Origin of the sequence: Micromonospora palomenae (assembly GCF_007829925.1) — a bacterium.
Lineage (GTDB): Bacteria > Actinomycetota > Actinomycetes > Mycobacteriales > Micromonosporaceae > Micromonospora > Micromonospora purpureochromogenes.
The window spans coordinates 1,647,955-1,671,302 of the sequence record NZ_VIXA01000002.1 but is presented as its reverse complement, the minus strand read 5'-3'; the positions used below and the strand labels follow the sequence as shown (position 1 = coordinate 1,671,302).

Here is a 23,348-nt window from a genome sequence, read left to right as displayed (position 1 = left end):
GCGTCAACCAGGAAGGACGCGAGATGGATCAAACCTCGCGAAGAATTGTCAGAATGCCGGCGGGGTGGCGTCGAGGCAGATTTCGGCGTGGACCTTGTCGCCATTTTCGATCAGTTTTGCGCCGCATTTCTTCAGCACCTGGACGGCCCCCATGTTGTCCCGGGTGGTGTCCGCGACCACGGCGTGCATGCCGGCCGCGGCGGCCTCGTTGAGCAACTCGCGCAGGGCGCCGACGCCGAGGCCCTGGCCGCGCGCCGAACGCCCCAGCCACATCCCGGTCTCCACCACGCCGGGCTCCTCGCAGCGGCTCATCCGCACCATGCCGACCACCTCGCCACCGGCGAGGATCGCGTACATGCGGGTGCGGGTGGGACCGTCGAGCCCGGCGAAGTTGGCCCGGTGGAACTCCCGGAACGCCTCCCGACGGGCCAGCGACCAGCCGGCGGGCGCCTCGACCGGGGGCATCACGTCACCCGGCTCCGCCTCGGCCACCGCTACGGAGAGCAACGGCTCCAGGTTCCGCTCGTCCAGTGGCTCCAGTCGTACCGCACCCGTCACAGTGCCGCAGTCTGCCGGCACCGCCGCCGGTCGTCCAGCCCTTTGGGCCGCGAATGGCCCTCTGGTCGCAGGTACCGGCCGGTCGTCCCATCGGGGTGTTCCGCGTCACGCTCCGCTGTCGGCGGCGAGAGCCGGCACCGGCCGGGTCGCGGGCTCAGGCTCGGGACGGGAACTCGCAGAGCACCGCCGAGGCGTCGTCGGCGCGCTTGTGCCGGCGCAGCCGATCGGGATGGTCGCGCTCCGCGGCGCGTACCTGGTCGATGAGCGCGCCGGGCCCCTGCGCGGTCACCAGGTCGAGCAGTCCGGCCCAGTCGAACAGGCCGAACTGCTCCACGGCACTGGAGGCGCCGTCGGAGAGCAGCACCGCCCGGCGGACCGCGTCCGACCCGCGCAGCGGCAGGGTTCCGGTGACCGCGTGGTACGCGGCGTCCGGGTCCGTCGCGGCCACCCAGTAGCCGTGGGTGCGGTTCATCCGCTCCCGCTGCACCTGCACCGCCTGCCGGAACCGGGTTTCCGCGTCGACCTCCCCGGCCGGCAGTCCTGCCGCGATCCGGCGCAGGTCGGCCAGCGCGTCGTCCAGCCGGTCGTCGGAGATCACCTCGACCCGGCCGCCGACGTCGAGGACCAGTGGGCTGTCGCAGAGCACCAGGTAGTCGATCTCGTCGCCGCCCTCCCGGAGCAGGCAGACCGTCGCCGACGGGGTGCCCGGATGGTCCAGGTCGCAGGCGTCCCCGTGGTCGGCGCGCACCGCCAGCAGTGCCGCGGCGAGGCTGCTCACCAGGGTCGCCGCCGGCCGGGCGGCGACGGCCAGCCCGATCCGGGCGGCCAGGTGGCGGACGAACCACGCGGGCCCGTGCATGCAGCCGGTGTCGAAGCCCTCCGGCACGGTCGCCCCGTCGAGGACGCCCACCAGCGGACCGAACCGGAACACCACGTCCTCGTTCTCCGGGCGGCCGGGCGCCGCCACCGAGGCGGACCGCACCCGCATCGCGTACGCCTCGCCGACGGTCCGCACCGTGTGCCCCGCCGGGTGCCGCGCCTCCGGTCCCACCATCAGCCCGCTCCCCTCGCCGTCGTCCGAGCCCGGCTACCCGGCCCGGCCCACGCCATGCCCGCCCCCGGCGCCGCCGGCATTCGGACGAACCCGCCGGTACGCGCCGGTCACGCACCGTAGCGTCAGCACCCCGCGCAGCGCTGCCGGGGCAACAGCACACCGGATGGGCACCGAGCTACCCGGCCCCACCTGCAACGGCCTGCACACGGACGGAAGTGGTCAGCGCCGGCGGTTGCGGGCCCGCGAGGAGCGCAGCCGGCGCAGCCGCCCGACCAGCACCGGCTCGGCGGCGAGCGCGGCGGGCCGGTCCAGCAGGGCGTTGAGCAGTTGGTAGTAGCGGGTGGCGGAGAGGCCGAAAGTGTCCCGGATGGCCTGTTCCTTGGCCCCGGCGTGCTTCCACCACTGCTGTTCGAAGGCGAGAATCCGCTGCTCCCGCTCGGTGAGGGTGTCCGCCGTGCCCGGTCCGCGCTGCGCGGGCACCGGTTCGGCCGACGGCCCCTCGACCTCCGGCGCGTCGTCCGCCATGGCGGCGAGGACGGCAGCGGCGTCGACGGGCTCCGGGGCGTCCTCAACCGGCGGCGCGCTGCGCGGCGGGGGGACGACGGCCCCGGGCCGCTGGTCGGTGACGGCCTGCCCGGACGGCTCCGGCCGGTCGCTGGCGGCCGCGGACGCGTCGGCGGGCATGATCGCTCCTCACACAGCGCGGACGGCCGGCGACTCCGAACGCCGACCGGGGGGACCCCAGCGTAACCAGGGCCGCTGTCCGACGCACCCGACGCGCGCCGGGCCCCGCGCGGTGGCGCGGGACCCGGCCGGCGGGTCAGGAGATGTCGCGCCGCCGCATCGCCCAGAGGGCCGCGCCGAGCAGCACGACCAACCCGCCGATCAGCAGGGTGGACGAGTGCTGCCAGGTGATGTCGAGGGTCTCCGGCTTGCACTCCCCCGAGTACGAGACGTTGTTGCAGGAGTCCCAGTTCTCCAGGGTCACCTTCTTCTGCATCCAGGCCAGCGCGTAGGTGGGCAGCAGCCACGCCTCCACGAACGTCACGTTGGCCATGCTGAGCAGGATCCCGACGCCGAACTGGCCCACCACGGCGAGCGCGATCGCGCCGCCGAGCGCCATCGCGGTGTGCCGACCCAGCGACGCCAGCGCGAAGCCGATCGTCGCGGCGGTCAGCACCAGCAGCAGCCCCCGCAGCCCGGTGAGCGCGAAGGACTGCCACGCCCCGGACGTCGTCTTCGCGGTGGTGCCGCGGAAGGTGCCGACCAGCCAGAACCCGACGGTCCAGACCACCGCCGAGGTCAGGGCCAGGGTGAGCAGGCCGGTCAGCAGCGCCGCCAGCTTGGTGAGCAGTACGGTGAGCCGCTTCGGCCGCCACAGCAGCAGGTTCATCATCCCGCCGGTGCTCCACTCGGCCCCGACGAAGGAGGCGCCGACGACGAACCCGACCAGCGCCAGGATCGCGGTGAAGGGCACCAGCGTCTCGTCGAAGGTCTTGCGGAAGTCGAAGGTGGACGGCAGGAACCACTGCGCCTGGAACGCGTCCCGCGGTGGCGGGCTGATCATCTCGCAGTCCGGCGGGAACCGACCCTCCTTGTTGGGCGTGCCCGCCGCCTGGGCCTGCACGCAGGCCGCCTTCTCCTGCTCGGCCCAGCGGACCTGCTCCTGGTACTGCTGCTCGGCCTGGCGCTCGGCGCGGGCCCGCTCGGCGGGACCGATCTTGTGGTTGGTCAGGAAGACGCCGGCGAGCACCGCCAGCAGCACCAGCACCCCGGCGAGGGTCATCCAGCGGGTGAAGCGCCGCTTGGTCAGCCGGCGCAGCTCCGTACGGTAGAGACTCATGCTCCCCAACCTCCTCCGGTGGCGCCGGCCTGCTCCGACCCACCGACCTTCGTGGACTGGTCGACTTGGCGGTGCTGACCGGGCACCGGCGCGGTCGCGGTCAGCTCCAGGAAGACGCTCTCCAGGTCCACCGCGACCGGGGCCAGTTCGCTGACGTACAGGTGCTGCTCGGCGAGGAGCCGGCTGACCGAGGCGGGCTTGTCCACGCCGGCCAGCATCAGGTGGTCGGGGTGCCGGGTCACCGACACGCCGGAGCGGTCCAGCAGGTCGGCGGCGGCGGCGAGGTCCTCGGCCGCCTCCAGCCGGACCCGGACCCCGCCGTGGGAGTGCGCGGCGAGCACCTGGTCGACCGGGCCGAAGGCGACCCGCCGGCCCAGCGAGATGATGGTGACGGAGTCGCAGATGAGCTGGATCTCGCCGAGGATGTGGCTGGAGAGCACCACGGTCATCCCGGATTCGGCGAGGGTGCGCATCAGGGTGCGCATCTCCCGGATGCCGCCGGGGTCGAGGCCGTTGGCCGGCTCGTCGAGGATCAGCAGCTTCGGGTTCTTGAGCAGGGCCGAGGCGACCGCGAGCCGCTGCTTCATGCCGAGCGAGTACGTCCTGACCCGCTCACCGGCCCGGTCGCGCAGGCCGACCAGCTCCAGCACCTCGTCGACCCGGTTGACCGGCACCTCGCCTGCACCGGCGAGCAGCGACAGGGTGTCGCGCGCGGTGAAGTGCGGGAAGAACTGCGGGCTCTCGACGATCGCGCCGACCTGACCGGCCACGGTGGGCAGCGCCGCGGGCACCTCGTGCCCGAGGATGGTCATCCGGCCGCCGTCGGGCCGGATGAGGCCGAGCAGGGTCCGCAGGGTGGTGGTCTTGCCCGACCCGTTGGGGCCGAGGAAGCCGTGCACCTGGCCCGCCTCGACCCGCATGTCGAAGCCGTCCAGCGCGTTGCGGGTGCCCCGCCGGCGGCTCTTGTACGTCTTACGTAGACCTTCGATCTCCAGGACAGCCGACAAGCTGCGCCTCCCCCGATGGTTGGCTTATGACAGCGGTCACCATACTCGGTATGCTCCGGAGGGCAATACCCGGTATGCATCGGGGCGTCGAGTCGCTACCGACCGTGTATCAACGAGCCACTCAGGCGCAGATGACGTTGACCCCGGCGGCGCGGAACGCCTCCACCACGTCGACCGACGCACCCGAGTCGGTCACCAGCGTCTCCACCCGGTCCACCGGGCAGATGCGGGCGAAGGCGTGCCCGCCGAGCTTGGACGAGTCCGCGATGATCACGACGCGCTTGGCCCGGGCCACCATCAGGTTGTTCATCGCCGCCTCGCCCTCGTGGTGGGCGGCGGCGCCGAGCTGCGGGTCGACGGCGTCCACGCCGAGCAGGGCGACGTCCAGGGTGACCTCGCGCAGCAGCGCGCCGCCCAGCGGGCCGACCAGCTCGAACGACTTCGGGCGCACCACCCCGCCGGCGACCACGACCTTCATCCGGGAGCGGACCAGCAGCTCGTTGGCGATGTTCAGAGCGTTGGTCACCACGGTCAGCTGGGCGCCCTCGGCGCTGGTGTTCAGGTCGGGGCGGACGGCCAGGGCGCGGGCGACCTCGGTGCTGGTGGTGCCGCCGTTGAGGCCGACCACGGTGCCCGGGGAGACCAGGGCGGCGGCGGCCGCCCCGATCCGCTGCTTCTCGGCGGAGTGCTTCGCGGTCTTGTAGCGCAGCGGCAGGTCGTACGAGACGCCGTTGGCGACCGCGCCGCCCCGGGTCCGGGTGATCATCTGCTGCTGGGCGAGCTGGTCGAAGTCACGGCGGATGGTGGCCTGCGAGACGTCCAGCCGCTCGGCCGCCTCCTCGACGCTGACCCGACCACTGTCGGTCAGCATTTCGAGCAGAGCGTTCCATCTGGCGTACCGGTCCACCGCGGGGGCCTCCGTTGACTCTGCACGAACGGTGATTGATTGCGTGCACAGTAGTGCGCGAAACTACGAGGGCGCAAAACCACCACCTGCGCGATCTGGGAGCTGGTTGCCACGGCCACCCGGGTTCGCGCAGAATGACGCGCGAAAGACGGCTGTAATGAGCCGTATTGCGCACCGCCGCCCTGTGCGAGGAGTTCTCATGGCGTACGTCGACGCGGAGATCGCGAGCCAGCCCGACTGCTGGCGGGAGGCGGCACAGCTCGCCGGCACCGTCGCCGCCGACCTGCCGCGCCCCGGCGAGCGGGTCGCCGTCGTCGGGTGCGGCACCTCCTGGTTCATGGCGTCGGCGTACGCCGGGCTGCGCGAGCGCGCCGGCCACGGCGAGACCGACGCCTTCCAGGCCAGCGAGTTCCCCACCGGCCGCCGCTACGACCGGCTGATCGCGATCACCCGCTCCGGCACCACCACCGAGGTGCTCGACCTGCTCGCCGCGCTGCGCGGGCAGACCCCCACCACGGTCCTCGTCGGAGACCCCGCCTCGCCCGCCACCGGGCTGGCCGACGCGGCGGTGACCATGCCCTTCGCCGACGAGCGGTCGGTGGTGCAGACCCGCTTCGCAACCACCGCCCTGGCGCTGCTCCGCGCCCACCTCGGCGACAACGTCGAGGCGCTCGCCGCCGACGCCGAGGTGACCGTCCGGGCCCCGCTGCCGATCGACCCGGCCCGCATCGAGCAGGCCACCTTCCTCGGCCGTGGCTGGACGGTCGGGCTGGCCCAGGAGGCCGCGCTGAAGTGCCGGGAGGCGGCCACCTTCTGGGCCGAGGCGTACCCGGCGATGGACTACCGGCACGGCCCGATCTCGATCGCCGCACCCGGCCGGCTGGTCTGGGCGTTCGGCGAGCTGCCCGAGGGGCTGCCCGAGGACGTGGCGGCCACCGGCGCGGCGTTCGTGCACAGCCGCCACCACGGCTGCCGCACCGTGCTGGGCAGCTGGGCGGCGGGGCGTACCCCGGTCGACCCGATGGCCGACCTGATCCTGGCCCAGCGCTTCGCGGTCGCCCTGGCCACCAGCCGCGGCCTCGACCCGGACGCGCCCCGGCACCTGAGCCGCTCCGTGGTCCTCGCGTGACCGACGCCCCCGACGGTGTCCCGGTCGTCGTCGCACTGGACGTCGGCGGCACCGGGATGAAGTGCGCGCTGGTCCGCCCGGACGGCGCCGTGGTGCACGCCGAACGGCACCCCACCGGCGCCGAGCGCGGCCCCGCCGCCGTGGTCGACACCATCCTGGAGGTGGCGGAAGGGCTGGCCGGCAAGGCCCGCGCCGACGGCCTCACCCCGATCGCCTGCGGCATCGGGGTGCCGGGGCTGGTGGACGAGGCCGCCGGGGTGGCGGTCTGGTCGTCCAACATCGGCTTCCGGGACGTACCCCTGCGGGAGCTGGCCGCCACGCGGCTCGGACTGCCCACGGCGCTCGGCCACGACGTGCGCGTCGGTGGCCTCGCCGAGAGCCGGCTCGGCGCCGGCCGGGGCGTCGGCCACGTCCTCTTCGTCGCCGTCGGCACCGGCATCGCGGCCGCCCACGTGGTCGGCGGTTCGGCCGCCGCCGGGGCGCACGGCGCCGCCGGCGAGCTGGGCCACATCCAGGTACGCCCCGACGGACCGCGCTGCGGCTGCGGGCGGCCCGGCTGCCTGGAGGCGATCGCCTCGGCCTCGGCCGTCGGCCGCCGGTACACCGAGCTGGCCGGCACCCCGCTGACCGCCGCCGAGGTGGCCGACCGCGCGGCGGCCGGTGACGAGCTGGCCGGGCAGGTCTGGCGGGAGGCCGTCGAAGCGCTCGCCGACGGGCTCGCCACCGCCCAGGCGCTCTACGACGTGGAGACCATGGTGATCGGCGGCGGGCTGGCCCGGGCCGGCGCGCGGCTGTTCGACCCGCTGCGGGCGGCGCTGCGGGAACGGATGACCTTCCACCGGGAGCCGCGCCTGGTCGCGGCGGCCCTCGGCGACGAGGCCGGCTGCCTCGGCGCCGCCCTGCTCGCCCTCGACAGACTGGAGTAGTGATGGCCCTGCGGGTGAACGGCAAGGTGGTGACCCCGACCGGTGTGATCCGGCAGGGGTGTGTGGAGATCAACGGCGACCGGATCACCGCGGTCGCCGAGTACCCGGCGAAGCGCGACGGGCACTGGATCGTGCCCGGGTTCGTGGACATGCACACCCACGGCGGCGGCGGGCACACCTTCACCACCGGCGACGCCGACGCCGCCCGCGCGGCGGCCGCCTTCCACCTGCGGCACGGCACCACCACCCTGCTGGCCAGCCTGGTCAGCTCCCCGTTCGAGCTGATGCGGGACGCGACCGCCGCGTTCGCCCCGCTGGTTAGCGAGGGGGTGCTCGCCGGCGTCCACTTCGAGGGGCCGTACCTGTCGGCGACCCGGTGCGGCGCGCAGAACCCGGAGTACCTGCGCGACCCCTCCACCGACGAGCTGGCCGAGCTGATCGAGCTGGGCGCCGGCGCGGTGCGGATGGTGACGCTGGCCCCGGAGCGGGCCGGCGCGCTGGACGCGGTCAAGCTGCTCACCTCGCACGCCGTGGTCGCCGCGGTGGGCCACACCGACGCCACGTACGACGAGACCCGGGCCGCCGTGGCGGCGGGCGCGAGCGTCGCCACCCACCTGTTCAACGGCATGCGGCCGCTGCACCACCGCGAGCCCGGCCCGATCGTCGCCCTGCTGGACGCCCCGAACGTGGTCTGCGAGCTGGTCGCCGACGGCGTGCACCTGCACGACGGGATCCTCACCTTCGCCACCGCGACCGCCGGCGCGGAGCGGGCCGCGCTGATCACCGACGCGATGGCCGCGGCCGGGATGCCCGACGGCGAGTACGAGCTGGGCGGCCAGGCGGTCACCGTGGCCGACGGGGTGGCCCGGCTCGCCCGCGACGGCGCGATCGCCGGCAGCACCCTGACCATGGACGCCGCGCTGCGGCACGCCGTGGACGCCGGCATCCCGATCGCCGACGCGGTCCGCATGGTGGCCACCACGCCGGCCCGCGCGATCGGCCTCGGCGACCGGCTCGGCGCGCTCCAGGTCGGACTCCGCGCCGACCTCGTGGTGCTCGACGACGAGCTGAACGTGGTCCGGGTGATGCGCGGCGGCTCCTGGCTGGAGTGAGCCCCTCCGTGGGAGCGGCACACCCCGTCGACTCCCTCTGGAGCTGATGTCGTAGACGAATCACCGGTCATCGGTCCGTGATTCACTCCGTTTCGCCGAGGTGGCGCCATCCCCCCGGCCCCGGACACCGCCACACCGGCGAGACGCAGTGGACAGATGCGGCCGGGCCGCCGGCGCGAATCGTTTACGACATCAGCTCCAAAGGACGCGGCACCACACACGCCGCCCGGGTCGAGCCGACGCCACGGAGCAGCCACGGAACGGCCGCCGGGCGCGAATCGAACCGGGCGGGCATGGGCCGTGGGCGTCAGCCCGCGGTGGGGACCTCGACGCCCAGCACCGCCTGCTCGTCCGGACGGTGCACCAGCACGTCGGCCAGGTACGACTGCACCGCCGGGCCCATGCCCACGTCCCGCCCGGCCTGCTCGGAGAGCAGCCACTTGTGCTCGATGATCTGCGCGAACAGCTCCTGCGGCTCCAGCTTGCGGCGCAGGTGCGCCGGCACCGCCCGGACCACCGGCTCGAAGACCTCGGTCAGCCAGCGGTGCGCCGCCTGCTGCTCGTCGGTCAGGTCGCTCTCCATCCGGTAGGCGTCCAGGTCGTTGAGCAGCCGCCGGGCCTGGTTCTCCTCGGCGTCCAGGCCGGTCAGCCGGAGCAGCCGCCGGGTGTGGTAGCCGGCGTCGACCACCTTCGGGCGGACCAGGTACCGGCCGTTGTCGGCGGTGGACATGGCCACCTCGGCCACGTCGAAGCCCAACTCGTTGAGGCGGCGGATCCGCCCCTCGATGTCGTGCCGGGCCTCCCGCTCGACCTGCTGCTCGTAGGTGATCTCGTGCCAGAGTCGCTCGTAGCGCTGCACGACCTCCTCGCAGACCACTTCCGGGTCGATCGACTCGTGCAGCAGCCCGGCAGCCTGGAGGTCCAACGCCTCGCCGAAGATGTTGACCCGGGCGATCTCCAGGTCCTCGCCGCGCTGGCCGTTGGAGAGGGAGCTGTGCAGGGCGCCGGTCTCGGCGTCGACCAGGTAGGCGGCGAACGCCCCGGCGTCCCGGCGGAACAGCGTGTTCGACAGCGAGCAGTCGCCCCAGAAGAAGCCGGTCAGGTGCATCCGGACGATCAGGGCGGCGAGCGCGTCGAGCAGCCGGCTCATCGTCTCCGGGCGCAGGGTGTGCGAGAAGAGCGCCCGGTAGGGCAGCGAGAACTGCAGGTGCCGGGTGATCAGCACCGACTCGAGGGGTTCCCCGTCCTCGGTCTGCCGGTCGGCGACGATCGCCACCGCCTCGACCGACGGGAAGTCGATCCGCTCCAGGGCCCGGAGCAGGTCATACTCCCGTTCGGCGATCCGCTCGCGAGTCTCCTTGAACGCGTACACGTAGTCGCCGAGCCGGACGAACCGGACGATGTGCCGGGAGATGCCCTGGGGCAGCGCCACCAGGTGCTTGGCAGGCCACTGCTCCAGCGGCGTCGACCAGGGAAGGTCGAGCAGCGCCGGGTCGACGAGGGCCGAGGTGATCCGCACGGGGACAAGTGTGAAGGGTGCCCCCCGCCCAACGCTTCCCTTCGTGGCTCGGCACACAGCCGCCACGGCCCGCGCCGGCCGGCCGCCGCCCGCGGCCGGTAGCGTGATCGCGTGCGGGAGACCACGACGGTACGCGGCGCGTCCCGACCACCGCGGGTACGCCCCGCCGGCTGGTGGTGGGACGCCCTGCTGCTGGCCGGGCTGGTCGGGCTGACCGTGGCGCTCGCCACCGACCACTTCTTCGGCATCGACCGGGCGGTGGCCGACTGGGCCGGGGAGCACCGGCCGGCGGCGGCGTACTGGGTGGCCCGGGTGTTCAACTTCCTCGGCCAGGGCACCCCGTTGACGCTCCTCGCCGCCGGGTTGGGCGTTCTGCTGGCGGTCCGGCTGCGTTCGGTCCGCCCGGTGCTGCCCCCGGTGGCCGCCTTCGCGCTGACCTACCTGACGATCGGGCCACTCAAGGTGTGGACCGCCCGCCCCGCCCCCAGCGCGAGCATCAAGGAGCCCTTCCTGCCGCCCGAGCAGACCCTGCCGCTGTTCCAGCACGACCTGCCGGTCAGCTACGCGCAGTCCTACCCGTCGGGCCACGTCGCCAACGCGATCGTCTGGTACGGCATGCTGGCGCTGCTGGTCGCGCCGCTGCTGCGCAGCTTCGGCCGGCAACTGCCGACCTGGCTGGTCACGGTCGTCCGGGTGGTGCCGCCGCTGGTGGTGCTGACCACCACCACCTACCTGGGCTGGCACTGGCTGACCGACTCGGTGGCCGGGCTGCTGCTCGGGCTGCTGCTGGACCGGCTGCTGCACCGGGTGCCCTGGGACCGCCTGCCCCTCCCCGGCCGGTTATGCGCCTGGGACCGTCCGTTCACCTCGATCACCTAGCCTGCAGCCCGTGGAGCGACTGAGGCGCCGGCTGGGCGTACCCGACGCGGTGGTGATCGGGCTGGGGTCGATGCTCGGCGCGGGCGTCTTCGTGGTCTTCGCCCCGGCCGCCGCCGCGGCCGGCGGCGCCGGGCTGCTGGTCGCCCTGGCGCTGGCCGGCTTCATCGCCTTCTGCAACGCGACCAGCTCGGCCCGACTGGCCGCGCGCTACCCCGAGTCGGGCGGCACGTACGTCTACGGGCGGGAGCGGCTGAACCCGTTCGCCGGCTTCCTGGCCGGCTGGGGGTTCGTGGTCGGCAAGACGGCGAGCTGCGCGGCGATGGCGCTGACCATCGGGGCGTACCTCTGGCCCGGGCAGGCCCGGCTGGTCGCCGTCGCCGCCGTGGTCGCGGTGACCGCGGTGAACCTGCGCGGCATCGGCAAGACCGCCGCCGCGACGAAGGTCCTGGTGGTCGTGGTGCTGGCGGTGCTGGCCCTGGTCGCGGTGGCCGGGGTGGCGGCCGGCGACGTCCGGCTCGACCGGCTCACCGAAGCCGGCGGCTCGGTCCGGGGCGTGCTCACCGCGGCCGGGCTGCTCTTCTTCGCCTTCGCCGGGTACGCCCGGATCGCCACCCTCGGCGAGGAGGTACGCGACCCGGAGCGGACCATCCCCCGGGCGGTGCCGCTGGCTCTCGGCGTGGTGCTGGCGGTCTACCTGCTCCTCGCCGTGGTCGCGGTCGGCGTGCTCGGGGCCGACCGGCTGGCCGCCTCCGCCGCGCCCCTGGTCGACGTGGTGACCGCCGCCGGGCTGCCCGACCTGGCCTGGCTGGTCCGGGCCGGGGCGACCGTCGCGGTGACCGGGGTGCTGCTCTCCCTGCTCGCCGGCGTCGGCCGGACCCTGCTGGCGATGGCTCGCCGGCACGACCTGCCCGGCGCGCTGGCCGCGGTGCACCCGGTCCACCGGGTGCCGCACCGGGCGGAGCTGGCGGTGGCCGCCGTGGTGATCCTGGTGGTCGCGCTCGGCGACGTACGCGGCGCGATCGGCTTCTCCAGCTGCACCGTGCTGGTCTACTACGCGATCACCAACGCGTCGGCGCTGACGCTCGGCCCGGACCCGACCCGGAAGCTGCCGGTACGGGCGCTGGCCGTCGCGGGGCTGGTCGGCTGCCTGCTGCTCGCGGTCAACCTGCCGCCGGCCAGCGTGCTCGCCGGCTTCGGCGTGCTCGCCCTCGGCGCCACCTGGTACGCCCTCCGACCCAGACCCTGACCCCACGCCCGTCCCCGCGCGGCGCCCGGGGCCGGGCCCACGCGCTTTGCGGCGTGTCGGGATGTCCGGGTCGCGGGACACCCCGACCCGCCGCAAACGGAGTCGATCAACAGACCGACGCGGCCCGACCGACCGCCAGGTCATTCCTCCGGTTCGCGGGGGGCGGGCGGGCCGGCCGGCGCGGTGGGCAGCGGGGTGGTCTCGCGCAGCAAAGCGCTCAGCCCGGCCCGCCGGGCGACCACGGTCAGCCGGTCCCCCGAGTTGATCACCATGCGCGGGTCGGCGGACCAGTCCGTCCGCTGCCCGGCCCGGGTGTGCGCGAGCAGGCGCACCTCGCCGGGGCGGGCCACGGCGGCCAGCGGCCGGCCGTCCAGCGGCGCGCCGGCCACCACCGGCACCTCCACCACCAGCAGCGCGTGCCGGTCGACCGGGATGGTGGCGATCACCGCCCGGTCCAGCAGCGCCGCCGCGAACGCGGGCGCGGCCAGGTACGACACGCTGCGCGAGATGCCGATCCCGAACGCCTGCTGGATCCGCTCGGCGAAGTCGCCGTCGAAGAGCCGCAGCACCACCCGCAGTTCGGCGTTGAGCGCCCGGGCGTTGAGCGCGGCGCGCAGGTTGACCCCGTCATCGGTGGAGACGACCACCAGCGCCTGGCAGGTCTCCACCGAGGCGGAGCGCAGGGTCTCCTCCCGGGCCGCGTCCCCGACGATCAGCGGTACGCCCAGCCGACGGGCCAGCGCCGCGCCGCGCGCCTCGGCGGTCCGGTCGATCGCCACCACCTCGACGCCGAAGTCGCGCAGCTGGGCCATCACCCGGGTGCCGATGTTGCCCAGCCCCACCACCACGACGTGCCCGGTGCGCTGCGGCTGGATCCGGCCGGCGTGCAGGGCGAGCCGGGCGTTGACGATGCCGTCGACCACCACGGCGGTGATCAGCGGGATCAGCGCCAGCCCGGCGAGGTTGAGCACCACCTGCATGATCTGCGCGGCGGCCGGCTTGCTGACGTCCGGGTCCTGGCCGCTGAGCGTGGTGACCAGGGTCAGATAGAGCGCCTCGGTCCAGCTCACGTCCACCGCGCGGGAGTTGAGCCAGCCGAGCACCGCGATCACCGCGAGCAGCACCATCACCGCGATGCCGATCTTGCGGGTGGCGAAGCTGCGGACCGCCCGGAGCAGCACCGCGACCGGCTGCCGGCGGCGGCGGGCCCGGACCAGCCGGCGGGCCGCCAGCTCGGTGCCGGCCGGCTGGCCGGTCGCCTCGGCGAGCACCACGTCGGCCGCCGGCTCGTCGGCCGGCAGCACGCGGACCAGGGCCGGATCCGTGGTGACGGCCAGGCCGCAGACGACGTCGCCGGCGCGTACGTCCTCGCGGCGGGCCACGTAGAGGGTGCGCCCGGCGTGCCGGAAGTGGGTGGGGGCGACCTCGCCGAGGGCGGCGGCCACGAACGCGGGGGCGGCGATCGAGGCGTCGGAGAGCACCGCCGAGTCGGGGAAGAGCTCGCGCAGGCCGTTGGCCAGGCTGGTGTTGAACATGCGCACCACCAGGCGCAGCCGGGGCTCGACCTCCTGGGCGCAGAGCGCCGCGTGCATGTTGCCCACGTCGTCCTGGTGCAGCAGGGCCAACCCGTCCGCGCCGGCCAGGCCGGCCCGGCGGAAGGCGGCCTCGTCGAGCCGGTCGGCGCGGACCACCTGGATGCCGTCGACGTCGCGGCCGTCCGGCCCCTCGGAGCGACGGCGCTCGGGCACGACGAGTGTGATGCGGACCCGGCCCTGCGCCAGCTCGGTGGCGAGCAGCGCCTTGACCACCCAGTAGGCGAGCGGGTCGTTGCCGCAGACGACGTAGTGCGGCCGCGTCTCGCCGTTGGCCCGTAACCGCCAGCCGGTCGCGCGGCGCGCGCGGTCGCGCAGGGGTTCCGCCATGACCGGATCGTAGTCAGCCGGTCGCACCGGGCGCAGCCCCGCTGATCATGAGCGCATGTCGGGGCGTACGGCGGGTAGTGCAGCGGCATGCAGACGTTCCTCCCGTACCCGGACTTCCTGGCGAGCGCCCGGACGCTGGACCAGAAGCGGCTGGGCAAGCAGCGGGTGGAGACCATCCAGGTGCTGCGCGGGCTGACCCGGCCCACCTACGGCTGGCGCAACCATCCGGCGGTGAAGATGTGGGCCGGCTACGAGGAGGCGCTGACCCGGTACGGGCTGGACATGTGCGCCGTCTGGTGCGAGCCGGGCCGGGCGGACACCTGCGCCGGCACCATGACCACCGACCTGGCCGCCGCCTGCGGGATCGAGCGGATCCGGACCCAGGCCGAGCTGGCCGGGGCCGGCGAGCTGCCACCCTGGCTGGGCCGGGAGGACCTGCACCTGAGCCACCGCTCGTCGCTGCTGCGCAAGGACCCGGAGCACTACCGGCCGCAGTTCGGCGACATCCCGCCCGACCTGGAGTACGTCTGGCCCGCCTCGGACCGGGAACGGCGCTGTCTGCTGCCGTCCGAGGGCTGACCGGGCAGACTGAGATTTCCTCGGCCGGGAAGGTGCACATGGCGCTGTCACAGATGCTGGGCCGGCTCATCGGCGTACGGCAGCGGGTGGTCGACCCCGGCGGCGGTGGCGCCGCCCGCGTGCCGCGCCCGGTCGAGGCCGTGGTGGTCGGCGGCGGGATCGCCGGCATGTCCGCGGCGGTGGTGCTCGCCGAGCGGGGCGTGGCGGTGACCGTGCTGGAGGCCGCGCCGACGCTCGGCGGCCGGCTCGGCGCCTGGCCGGAGGCCCTGACCGACGGCACCCAGCTCATCGAGCACGGGTTCCACGCGTTCTTCCGGCAGTACTACAACTGGCGGGCGATCCTGCGCCGGGTCGATCCGGGCCTGGGCTTCCTCAAGCCGATCCCCGGGTACCCGATCCTGAGCGGGCAGTGGCCGACGGAGGAGTTCGGCCGGCTGCCGCCGGCCCCGCCGCTGAACCTGCTCGCCCTCCTGCTGCGCAGCCCCAGCCTGCGCCTGGCCGACCTGCGCCGGATGGACTCCGACGCCGCGCTGCCGCTGCTCAGCTACCACCCGGAACGCACCTACGCCGAGTTCGACACCGCCACCGCCGACCAGCTGCTGACCTCGCTGAAGCTGCCGGACCGGGCCCGGGCGATGCTCTTCGAGGTCTTCTCGCACTCGTTCTTCAACCGCGAGGCGGAGATGTCGGCCGCCGAGATGATCGCCCAGTTCCACTTCTACCTGCTCGGCAACCCGGAGGGGCTGGCCTTCGACTGCCCGGACGAGGACTACGCGACGGCGATCTGGCAGCCGCTGACCCGGCACGTCGAGAAGCACGGCGGCCGGGTGGTCACCGAGGCCGCCGTCACCCGGCTGGACCGGGAGCCCGGTGGCTGGCGGGTGCGGACCGCGGACGGCTCGGCGTACCGCGCCGCGCACGTGGTGCTCGCCGTCGACCCGCCCGCGCTGGCCGCCCTGGTCGCGGCCTCCCCCGGCCTGCCCGGGGCGGCGCCCCGGCTGGTGGCGCGGATGCCCGCGTTCGGCCGGCCCGGCCCGCCGTACGCGGTGGCGCGGTACTGGATGGACGGGGACGTCCGCGCCGACCGGGCGGTGTTCAGCGGGGTGTCCCGGCAGCCCACCCTGGACTCGGTGACCCTCTACCACCGGCTGGAGAACTCCTCCCGCCGGTGGGCCGAGCGGACCGACGGCTCGGTGCTGGAGTTGCACGCGTACGCCTGCGACGAGGGCGTGCCCGCCGAGGAGCTGGCCGAGCGGATGCGGGTCGAGCTGACCATGCTCTGGCCGGAGGCGGCCGGGCTGCGGGTCCGCGAGCTGCGGGCCCGGGTGGAGGCCCAGGCTCCGGCCTTCACCCCGGGCAGCCACGCCGACCGACCGGGGGTACGCACCGACGCGAACGGCCTCTACCTGGCCGGCGACGGCATCCGGACGGAGTTCCCGAGCGCGCTGATGGAGCGCGCGGCGGCGACCGGCATCATCGCCGCCAACCACATCCTGCGGGCCGAGGGCGCGGCGGCCGAGCCGGTCCGCTCCGTCCGGCCGCGTGGACTGCTGGCCCGACGCTGAGCGGTCGGACCCGTCGGCTCCCCCGGCCGGGTCCGCCGACGGTCGGGAACCGGACAGCGTCCCCTGGACCGGGGCACCGGCGCCGGGACGCTGATCTTCCAGGCCCGGCTGGAACAGCTCGCCTGGTACCACTGGACCGACGACCCGAAGGACCTCAGCTACGCCGGGTGCCGCAATCCCCGGGCGTCCCGGCCGGACAGCATCAACCTGAACCTGGTCCGGAAGACGCCGGTCACCTGCTGCCAGCCCGACCCGGGCGACCCCACCGTCGTCAACTACCTCCAGATCCTGCACAACCGATTCCGGGCCACGCCGCCCTCGGTGGAGGTGCGGGTCTGGTCGGTCTCCGGCTGAGCCGGCCCCGGGCGGGCATCGAAATGCGTTGCCGGCCCGCCCGGGCCCGCCCTACCGTGATCGCGCAAGGTCAACCAGCCCGCCGGGAGTCAGTCATGTCGTTGTCGCACGTCAGGTGCGCGTGGTCGACGCTGCCGCTCGATGGTTGCCGAGCTGAAGGTCCCCGGGACGGGTGGCCCGACTGACGCGTGCCCGCACGCGCTCCAGCCGCCCGTCCCCAGCCGGACCGGGCGGCTTTTCGCTGTCCGGCCCGGTCCGCCGCCGATCGTGAAGGGAGAGCCCGGTGGACGCCGTCCTCGTCATCAACGCCGACCTCGGCCCGCTGCACCGGGTCACCGTCCAGCACGCGATCCGGATGCTGTGTCGCCGGGTCGCGGAGATCCACGAGGCCGAGCCGGACCAGGTGATCGGGGTCTTCCCGGTTCCCCGGGTGGTCCGCCTCGTCCGGTACGTGGTCACCCGCTGGCGGTTCCACGCCGGGCCGGCCTGGTCCCGCGCCGCCGTGCTGCGCCGCGACGACCGGTGCTGCGCGTACTGCGGCGGCCCGGCCAGCACCATCGACCACATCCTGCCCCGCTCGCGCGGCGGCCGGAACACCTGGAAGAACACGACCGCCGCCTGCTACGCCTGCAACCAGCGCAAGGGCGACCGGACGCCGGCCGAGGCGGGCATGCCGCTGCGGCGCGAGCCGGTGACGCCGAGCTGGGCCGCGTTCGCCGGGCGGTGACCCGCCGGCCGGCGGGCACAGGGGGCCGCGTCGGAGGGGTACGCCTCCGGCGCGGCGCCCGCCGGTCCCTCCGCCCCGGTCAGTCGGAGGAGACGGCCAGGCCGCGCAGCAGAAGGTCGAGTCCACCGTCGAACTCCGCGTCCGGTCTCACCCGGCGGGCGTCGGCGGCGGTGGCCGACAGATGCGGGAACTCCGCCGGGGACAGTCCCGCCATCGCGTCGGTGCCGCTCCCCGAGAGTGGGCCCAGGTGTTCGAGCTGGATCGCGCCGACGGCGTACGCGAGCAGGGCGCGCAGCGCGACCACCCGGCGGGTGCCGGCGAAGCCCGCCTCGGCGAGGACGCCGAGCACGGTTTCCGTCCAGCGCAGCACGGTCGGCGACCGGTGCCGGTGCACGGGGAGCAGCGGCACCACGGCGGGATGCCCACCGATCGCGACCCGCATCCGCTGGACCAGCACGCCCACCCGGTCCTGCCAACTTTCGTCCGGCGGAGCGGCGGTGTCGACGGTGGACAGCACCTCCTCCACGACCAGCGCCTCCAGCTCGTCCCGGTCGGCGACGTAGCGGTAGAGGGCCATCGGGCTGGTGCCCAGCTCCTGGGCGACCGCCCGCATGGTGAGCGCGGAAAGCCCGTCGCGGTCGATGACGGCCAGCGCGGCCGAGGCGAGTTGGGCCGGGGTGAGTGAGCGGGGGCGAGGCATGGCCTTGACAGCGTACAACGTAAGCCTAACCCTGTAGGAGTACGTCGTACGCCTACGACAGGGAGGCAACCGTGACTCGCCCGTCTGCCCCTGGTTCGACCGTGTCCCGCCGTCGGCTCACCCCGGTTTCCGGGCCGCCGGTGGCCGTCCCCGACGCCGAACGCCTGGTCCACCTCCAGTTCCGTCGGTTCGCCGGCTGCCCGGTCTGCAACCTGCACCTGCGCTCGATCGTCCGCCGGCACGCCGAGATCGAGGCGGCCGGGGTTCGCGAGGTCGTGGTCTTCCACTCCCCCGCCGACGAGCTGCGGGAGCACACCGACGACCTGCCCTTCGCCGTCATCGCCGACCCCGACAAGCGGCTCTACCGCGAGTTCGGCGTCGAGCCGGCCGTGCGCGCGCTGCTCAGCCCGCGCGCCTGGCTGCCGATCCTGCGTGCGGTGCTGCGCAGCTCGTGGGCCGTCCTGCGGGGCCGGGAGCGCCCACCGGCGGCCGTCCCGCACGGCGGGCGGTTCGGGCTTCCCGCCGACTTCCTGATCGCGCCGGACGGCTCGGTCCTGGCGAGCAGGCACGGCGAGCACGTCTACGACCAGTGGTCGGTCGACGAGCTGCTGAGGCTCGTCACGTCGCCTCCGCCGGCTCCCCGGGCCGACGGCTGACGGACCCCCCCCACACGTCCACATCGCCGGAGCTCACTGCCGCCCCTGACGGGCCGGCGCCGGAGAGGGGTTGCCGACGCTACAGACCTGATGTCGTGGACGACTCACGGCTTGGGCAGGAACTCGCGGAGGTCCGCGGCAAGTCGGCTCATCTGCTCGCCGGCTTCGAGCCAGGTCGTGATCGACGCCCGCCACGTGTCCGCACGCGACGCCCAGGGTTGGAGGTCCCAGGTCAGTGCGACGTGGCCTCGGGAATGGAAGACGGCACGGACAGCCAGGTGGTTCGTCTGCCAACGACGATCCTCGGTCCAGCCCTGATAGTCAGCGGCCAGCTGACCGATGAAATCAGGCAGCCACGCGTCGTCCCAGACCCAGACCTCCACTGCGGGAAGCTCGGCACGCAGGCCGTCGGCCCGGGCCTCGACCGAGAAGCCGACGCCGTACTGGTCCGGGAAGTGGCGACTGTGCAGGCGGACGGACACCCCCGGATCCGCTTGGCATCGGATCGTCACGTCGAGCTCGTCGGCAGGCGGGCGAAGGTGCGGCACGCAGGGACAGTAAGGCGTCCGGGGTACGCATGGCAGGCGCATTCCCGGCTCGACGTCGACATGGCGATCCGTCTACGTCATCAGGTCCGTAGCGTCCGGGAGGTGTCTGAGGGTGCCGGGCCGGACCCTCGAACCGACGGGACCACGATCAGCGGCGGTCAGGGGCGGTCGGACGGTGACCAGGCGAAGTTCGGCGCGCGTCGCTCGCGGTGGGCGGCGACCCCTTCGCGGGCCTCGCCGCTGTCCCGCACCTTCCGGTGCCACCAGGCGATCCGGGCCGGCCCGGCCCGGTCGTCGACGATCTCCTTGGCGGCGGCGACGCTGAGCTGCGAGCGCTGCGCGATGGCGGTGGTGATCGCGGCCACCCGGCCGGCCAGGTCGTCGACCACCTCGTCCACCAGGCCGACCCGCAGCGCCCGCTCGGCGTCGATCAGCTCGGCGGTGAAGAGCAGAAACTTCGCCGTCGCCGGACCGACCAGCCGGGTCAGCCGGCGGGTGGTCGGGGCCGGGTAGACCAGCCCGAGCCGGGCCGGCGGCACGCCGAAGCGGGCGTCCGGGGCGGCGACCCGCAGGTCGCAGGCCACGGCGAGCTGGCAACCACCGCCGACGCAGGGCCCCTGCACGGCGGCGACCGTCGGCTTGGCGAAGGCGGCCAGCCGTTCCTCGGCGACGACCGCGATGCTGTGGTCGCCGGCGTCCAGCAACTCGTCCAGGTCGCCCAGGTCGGCGCCGGCGCAGAAGGTGCCGCCCGCGCCGGTGAGCACCAGGGCGCGTACCGCCGGGTCGGCCTCCAGGGCGTCGAGCAGCACCGGCAGCCGCCGCCACATGTCCGGGGTCATCGCGTTGCGCCGGGCCGGGTTCCGGATCGTCACCGTCGCCACCGCGCCGGTCACCTCGACGGTCAGTTCCGCGTCCGACACCGACACCACCCCTTCCGCCGGCCGGCGCGCGCCGACCCGGTCCGGCGACCATAACGGCGCGGGCCCGACGACCACCCGCGAGGGGTGGCCGCCGGGCCCGCCGACGGTGAGGTCAGGTCAGGAGACGTTGACCGCGGTGTCGTCGACCACGAAGGACGTCTGGAGCGAGGAGTCCTCGGTGCCGGTGAACTTCAGGGTGACGGTCTGGCCGGCGTACGAGGCCAGCGAGAACGACTTCTGCGAGTACCCGGTGGCCTTGTTCAGGTTCGAGTAGGTCGCCAGGGTCGCCAGCACGGTCCCGGAGGAGTTGAGCACCTGCACCTTGAACGTGTCGTACGCGGTGCCGGTGGTGGTCTCCGCCGAGTCGATGTGCAGCCAGAAGGTGAAGTTGTACGACGTGCACCCGGCCGGCAGGGTCACCGCCTGCGAGAGCGTGTCGGTGTGGGTGCTGCCGTAGCCGTTCAGCCAGGCGTTGCGGGTGCCGGTACGGGCGGGCTGGCCGGTGAACGAGCCGATGACGCCCGAGGTCGACGCCCACGGGGTGGTGCCGGACTCGAAGCCGGGGTTGCCGAGCTTCTGGCCGGCGCCGGTGCAGCCGCCACCGGTGCCGTTGACGGTCAGCGTGTAGGTCGCCGTCCGGTTCACCGAGCCGGCGCCGGTGACGGTCACCGTGTAGGTGCCGGCCGGGGTGCTGGCCGAGGTGGCGATGGTGAGGGTCGACGAGCCGCCCGAGGTGACCGAGGTCGGGTTGAACGTGGCGGTGGCGCCGGTCGGCAGGCCGGACGCGGAGAACGTCACGGTCTGCGCGGTGCCACCGGTGGTGGCGGTGGCGACGGTGGTCGAGACCGAGCCGCCCGCGGTCACCGAGCCGGAGGTCGGGGAGAGCGAGACGGAGAAGTCGTTACCGGTCGACGAGCAGGGCGCGTCGTTGCCGGAGACGGCCACCGCGGTCCACGCCGCCTGGACGGCCTTGTACTCGGTGGAGCAGTTGCCGTACAGGTCGGTCGCCGCGCGGAGGCTGTAGGCCCGGGCGGTGTTCGACGGCGTGGTGGTGTTGACGTACGAGGTGTTGGAGGTGAAGTACACGTCCAGGGCGCGGAACCAGATCTTCTCCGCCTTGGCGCGACCGATGCCGGTCACGGCGGGGGCGGAGCCACAGACCGGCGAGGTGCCGTACGGGGTGGCCCCGGTGCCCTCGGCCAGGTTGAAGAAGAAGTGGTTGGCCACGCCGGACGAGTAGTGCACGTCCTTGTTCTTGGTGCCGGTCGTCCAGCAGGTGTCGGACGAGCCGTCCAGCTTCGGGTCGTACATGTAGCGCAGCGGCGTACCGTTGCCGTTGATGTTGATCTTCTCGCCGACCTGGTAGTCACCCGGGTCGGCGGTGGTGTTGGCGTAGAACTCGACCATGTTGCCGAAGATGTCGCTGGTGGCCTCGTTGAGGCCGCCGGACTCGCCGGAGTAGGTCAGGCCGCCGGGGACCACGTTCTCGGTGACGCCGTGGCTCATCTCGTGCGCGGCCACGTCGAGCGAGACCAGCGGCCGGGCGTTGCCGGAGCCGTCGCCGTAGGTCATCCGGGAGCCGTCCCAGAAGGCGTTGACGTAGTTGTTGCCGTAGTGCACCCGGCTGGGCACGCCGCGACCGTCGCCGAAGATGCCGTTGCGGCCGTGCACGTTCTTGAAGTAGTCGAAGGTCTTGGCCGCACCGAAGTGCGCGTCGACGGCGGCGCGCTGGCGGGTGTTCGTGTCACCCCAGCTGTTGTCGTTGTTGGTGAACGTCGTGCAGGTCGACGTCCCGTTGTTCATGTCGCAGGTGCTGCCGTTGCCGTGCGACGGGTCGATCATCTGGTACGTGCTGCCGGAGAGCGTGGTGTCGATGGCGACCGTGCCGGAGTAGACGCTCTGGCCCGTGCCGGCCACCATCTCGATCTCGTCGTACGAGCCGATCACCTTGCCGCTGATCGCGTCGCTGATGACGTGGAACCGCGACGGGGTCTGGCCGTCGGTGTGCCAGCCGGAGAGCACCGTCTCGTAGGCGAGGCGGCCGGTGCCGGAGCTGGCGTCGACGAAGAGCTCCGGGGCGCCGACGCTCTCCAGCTTGCCGGAGAACGCCTTCCTGGCCGTCGCCTTGGCCCTGGCCGGCGTCACCTTCGGCGCGGTGCCGAGGGTGAGCGGCGCGGCGAGGCCGACCGAGGAGCCGGCGTAGCCACCGGTGGGCGTCGTGTGGATGACGAAGTCGCCACCGTAGACGCGCAGGCCCTGGTAGGTCCGGGTGTAGCGGGTGTGCGCCGCGCCGTTCGCGTCCACCTTCGTGCGAACCGCCTGGTACGACTCTCCGCTGACGCCCTGGACGGCGCCGGGGTTGTTGCGGAGCAGGCTTTCGGCACGAGCTGCGGGTGAGGTGTCCGGGGCGGGGGCGCTAGGGGCCGCCTGCGCTGCGGTGGCGACGCAGGTCAGCATGCCGCTGGTAAGCAGCGCTGCGCTGACGGCGGCGAGGGTTCTCTTCACGTGCCCTCCTGACAAGGAAAGATGTGACGGGGGTAGTCACGCATGTAAATATGCAGATACATCAAAGAAAAGAGAAGAGGGGAAGCGCTTCCATCCCGCGACACTGGCCGAACGGAGGATGAGCCCTGGTGAGGGAACCCGGCGGCGTCGATGCACGTCCGAACGGCATGAGATCATCCGTCCTGGCCATTGTCAAGATCGTAACTGTGGCCGGACTCCTGACCGGCTGCTCAGCAACCGGTTCCGGCTCACCTGCCCCGGCGTCGGACACCCCTACCGGTGGGACCGCCACGGCCACGCCAGGCACCGCCACACCGGGCGGCACGGCCACCGCCGCCCCCGCCGCGACCGCCTCCCGGGTGACGCTGACCCGCAGCGGCGGCATCGCGGGCGGCGCGGAGACGGTGACCGTGGAACCGGACGGGCGATGGACGGCGACCGGTCGCACCGGAACGGCCCGGACGGGTCAGCTCTCCCCGGCCGATCTCGACCGGCTGCGCGCGCTGGCGGGCAGCGCCCCCAGCGGCGGCGGCCCCGGCCGCCCCGACGTGCGCTGCGCGGACACCTACACCTACCGGCTGACCATCGACGCGAACACGGTCGAGTGGGCCGACTGCCCGAGTGGCCCCCAGCCGCCGGCCGCCGCCTCCGCCCTGGCCGACCTCCTGCTCCGGGCCGGCGCCCTGCGCTGA

At 73.7% G+C, this 23,348-nt stretch carries 22 protein-coding genes; 10 read left to right on the top strand and 12 right to left on the bottom strand.

Going from position 1 to position 23,348, the window contains the following annotated elements; translation table 11 throughout:
* Positions 1-48 precede the first annotated feature (48 nt).
* From FHX75_RS18890 to FHX75_RS18865, 6 genes are all read right to left on the bottom strand, one after another.
* Complete coding sequence (locus FHX75_RS18890) at positions 49-558, bottom strand: GNAT family N-acetyltransferase (RefSeq protein WP_154941497.1); 510 nt, start codon at positions 556-558, stop codon at positions 49-51.
* Positions 559-712: 154 nt separating this feature from the next.
* Positions 713-1,612, bottom strand: a complete 900-nt coding sequence (locus tag FHX75_RS18885) for a hypothetical protein (RefSeq protein ID WP_246158193.1) — start codon at positions 1,610-1,612, stop codon at positions 713-715.
* Between the two features lie 219 nt (positions 1,613-1,831).
* The gene (locus FHX75_RS18880) at positions 1,832-2,296 is read right to left on the bottom strand and encodes a DUF3263 domain-containing protein (protein ID WP_154941495.1); all 465 of its coding nucleotides are present in this window, start codon (positions 2,294-2,296) and stop codon (positions 1,832-1,834) included.
* 136 nt (positions 2,297-2,432) lie between these two features.
* On the bottom strand, positions 2,433-3,455 hold the full coding sequence (locus tag FHX75_RS18875; protein ID WP_154941493.1) for an ABC transporter permease subunit: 1,023 nt from the start codon (positions 3,453-3,455) through the stop codon (positions 2,433-2,435).
* Entirely contained in the window at positions 3,452-4,462 is a 1,011-nt protein-coding gene (locus FHX75_RS18870) for an ABC transporter ATP-binding protein (RefSeq protein ID WP_154941491.1), read from the bottom strand. The genes FHX75_RS18875 and FHX75_RS18870 overlap by 4 nt, the downstream gene beginning before the upstream one ends.
* A gap of 121 nt (positions 4,463-4,583) precedes the next feature.
* Complete coding sequence (locus FHX75_RS18865) at positions 4,584-5,369, bottom strand: DeoR/GlpR family DNA-binding transcription regulator (protein ID WP_154941489.1); 786 nt, start codon at positions 5,367-5,369, stop codon at positions 4,584-4,586.
* A 199-nt stretch (positions 5,370-5,568) separates the two neighbouring features.
* Here FHX75_RS18865 and FHX75_RS31270 point away from each other — a divergent pair, with 199 nt between their 5' ends.
* From FHX75_RS31270 to nagA, 3 genes are read left to right on the top strand one after another with little or no spacing between them, the layout of a single operon-like run.
* Positions 5,569-6,498, top strand: coding sequence for an SIS domain-containing protein (locus FHX75_RS31270; RefSeq protein ID WP_154941487.1), 930 nt, complete (start codon positions 5,569-5,571; stop codon positions 6,496-6,498).
* The gene (locus FHX75_RS18855; protein ID WP_281290817.1) at positions 6,495-7,424 is read left to right on the top strand and encodes an ROK family protein; all 930 of its coding nucleotides are present in this window, start codon (positions 6,495-6,497) and stop codon (positions 7,422-7,424) included. The genes FHX75_RS31270 and FHX75_RS18855 overlap by 4 nt, the downstream gene beginning before the upstream one ends.
* Positions 7,425-7,426: 2 nt before the next feature.
* Complete coding sequence (nagA, locus tag FHX75_RS18850; RefSeq protein ID WP_154941485.1) at positions 7,427-8,536, top strand: N-acetylglucosamine-6-phosphate deacetylase; 1,110 nt, start codon at positions 7,427-7,429, stop codon at positions 8,534-8,536.
* Positions 8,537-8,843: 307 nt separating this feature from the next.
* Here nagA and FHX75_RS18845 read toward each other — a convergent pair whose 3' ends face one another.
* Positions 8,844-10,055, bottom strand: a complete 1,212-nt coding sequence (locus tag FHX75_RS18845; RefSeq protein WP_154941484.1) for a DUF4032 domain-containing protein — start codon at positions 10,053-10,055, stop codon at positions 8,844-8,846.
* Positions 10,056-10,166: 111 nt separating this feature from the next.
* Here FHX75_RS18845 and FHX75_RS18840 point away from each other — a divergent pair, with 111 nt between their 5' ends.
* Positions 10,167-10,934 (top strand): phosphatase PAP2 family protein, encoded by a 768-nt coding sequence (locus FHX75_RS18840; RefSeq protein WP_154941482.1) that lies wholly within the window; start codon positions 10,167-10,169, stop codon positions 10,932-10,934.
* Between the two features lie 10 nt (positions 10,935-10,944).
* The gene (locus tag FHX75_RS18835; protein WP_154941480.1) at positions 10,945-12,180 is read left to right on the top strand and encodes an APC family permease; all 1,236 of its coding nucleotides are present in this window, start codon (positions 10,945-10,947) and stop codon (positions 12,178-12,180) included.
* Positions 12,181-12,320: 140 nt separating this feature from the next.
* Here FHX75_RS18835 and FHX75_RS18830 read toward each other — a convergent pair whose 3' ends face one another.
* Complete coding sequence (locus FHX75_RS18830) at positions 12,321-14,102, bottom strand: potassium channel protein (RefSeq protein ID WP_154941478.1); 1,782 nt, start codon at positions 14,100-14,102, stop codon at positions 12,321-12,323.
* Positions 14,103-14,189: 87 nt separating this feature from the next.
* Between FHX75_RS18830 and FHX75_RS18825 the strand changes: the two genes are divergently transcribed.
* The 3 genes from FHX75_RS18825 (at position 14,190) to FHX75_RS18815 (ending at position 17,327) form a co-directional block, all read left to right on the top strand.
* Positions 14,190-14,681 (top strand): MSMEG_6728 family protein, encoded by a 492-nt coding sequence (locus tag FHX75_RS18825; RefSeq protein WP_088960012.1) that lies wholly within the window; start codon positions 14,190-14,192, stop codon positions 14,679-14,681.
* A 38-nt stretch (positions 14,682-14,719) separates the two neighbouring features.
* Positions 14,720-16,246 (top strand): FAD-dependent oxidoreductase, encoded by a 1,527-nt coding sequence (locus tag FHX75_RS18820; protein WP_154941477.1) that lies wholly within the window; start codon positions 14,720-14,722, stop codon positions 16,244-16,246.
* Positions 16,247-16,883: 637 nt separating this feature from the next.
* Complete coding sequence (locus FHX75_RS18815; RefSeq protein WP_154941475.1) at positions 16,884-17,327, top strand: HNH endonuclease; 444 nt, start codon at positions 16,884-16,886, stop codon at positions 17,325-17,327.
* A gap of 79 nt (positions 17,328-17,406) precedes the next feature.
* Here the strand turns inward: FHX75_RS18815 and FHX75_RS18810 are convergent, their stop codons facing one another.
* Entirely contained in the window at positions 17,407-18,027 is a 621-nt protein-coding gene (locus FHX75_RS18810) for a TetR/AcrR family transcriptional regulator (RefSeq protein ID WP_246158190.1), read from the bottom strand.
* Positions 18,028-18,098: 71 nt separating this feature from the next.
* Between FHX75_RS18810 and FHX75_RS18805 the strand changes: the two genes are divergently transcribed.
* Positions 18,099-18,683 (top strand): peroxiredoxin-like family protein, encoded by a 585-nt coding sequence (locus FHX75_RS18805; protein WP_246158187.1) that lies wholly within the window; start codon positions 18,099-18,101, stop codon positions 18,681-18,683.
* Positions 18,684-18,787: 104 nt separating this feature from the next.
* Here the strand turns inward: FHX75_RS18805 and FHX75_RS18800 are convergent, their stop codons facing one another.
* The 3 genes from FHX75_RS18800 to FHX75_RS18790 form a co-directional block, all read right to left on the bottom strand.
* Entirely contained in the window at positions 18,788-19,273 is a 486-nt protein-coding gene (locus FHX75_RS18800; RefSeq protein ID WP_425463500.1) for a DUF6228 family protein, read from the bottom strand.
* 116 nt (positions 19,274-19,389) lie between these two features.
* A complete protein-coding gene (locus FHX75_RS18795; RefSeq protein WP_154941471.1) occupies positions 19,390-20,157 on the bottom strand; it encodes an enoyl-CoA hydratase/isomerase family protein in 768 nt (255 codons plus the stop codon).
* Positions 20,158-20,268: 111 nt separating this feature from the next.
* Positions 20,269-22,656: a M4 family metallopeptidase gene (locus FHX75_RS18790; protein WP_154941469.1), complete on the bottom strand. Its 2,388-nt coding sequence runs from the start codon at positions 22,654-22,656 to the stop codon at positions 20,269-20,271.
* A 359-nt stretch (positions 22,657-23,015) separates the two neighbouring features.
* Here FHX75_RS18790 and FHX75_RS18785 point away from each other — a divergent pair, with 359 nt between their 5' ends.
* Positions 23,016-23,348: a protealysin inhibitor emfourin gene (locus FHX75_RS18785; protein WP_154941468.1), complete on the top strand. Its 333-nt coding sequence runs from the start codon at positions 23,016-23,018 to the stop codon at positions 23,346-23,348.

Coding starts and splice junctions, on each gene's coding strand:
- FHX75_RS18885 (WP_246158193.1), bottom strand. CDS start 1,612: ATGGTGGGACCGGAGGCGCGGCACCCGGCGGGGCACACGGTGCGGACC.
- FHX75_RS18875 (WP_154941493.1), bottom strand. CDS start 3,455: ATGAGTCTCTACCGTACGGAGCTGCGCCGGCTGACCAAGCGGCGCTTC.
- FHX75_RS18830 (WP_154941478.1), bottom strand. CDS start 14,102: ATGGCGGAACCCCTGCGCGACCGCGCGCGCCGCGCGACCGGCTGGCGG.
- FHX75_RS18820 (WP_154941477.1), top strand. CDS start 14,720: ATGGCGCTGTCACAGATGCTGGGCCGGCTCATCGGCGTACGGCAGCGG.
- nagA (WP_154941485.1), top strand. CDS start 7,427: ATGGCCCTGCGGGTGAACGGCAAGGTGGTGACCCCGACCGGTGTGATC.
- FHX75_RS31270 (WP_154941487.1), top strand. CDS start 5,569: ATGGCGTACGTCGACGCGGAGATCGCGAGCCAGCCCGACTGCTGGCGG.
- FHX75_RS18880 (WP_154941495.1), bottom strand. CDS start 2,296: ATGCCCGCCGACGCGTCCGCGGCCGCCAGCGACCGGCCGGAGCCGTCC.
- FHX75_RS18800 (WP_425463500.1), bottom strand. CDS start 19,273: ATGCGCCTGCCATGCGTACCCCGGACGCCTTACTGTCCCTGCGTGCCG.
- FHX75_RS18825 (WP_088960012.1), top strand. CDS start 14,190: ATGCAGACGTTCCTCCCGTACCCGGACTTCCTGGCGAGCGCCCGGACG.
- FHX75_RS18810 (WP_246158190.1), bottom strand. CDS start 18,027: ATGCCTCGCCCCCGCTCACTCACCCCGGCCCAACTCGCCTCGGCCGCG.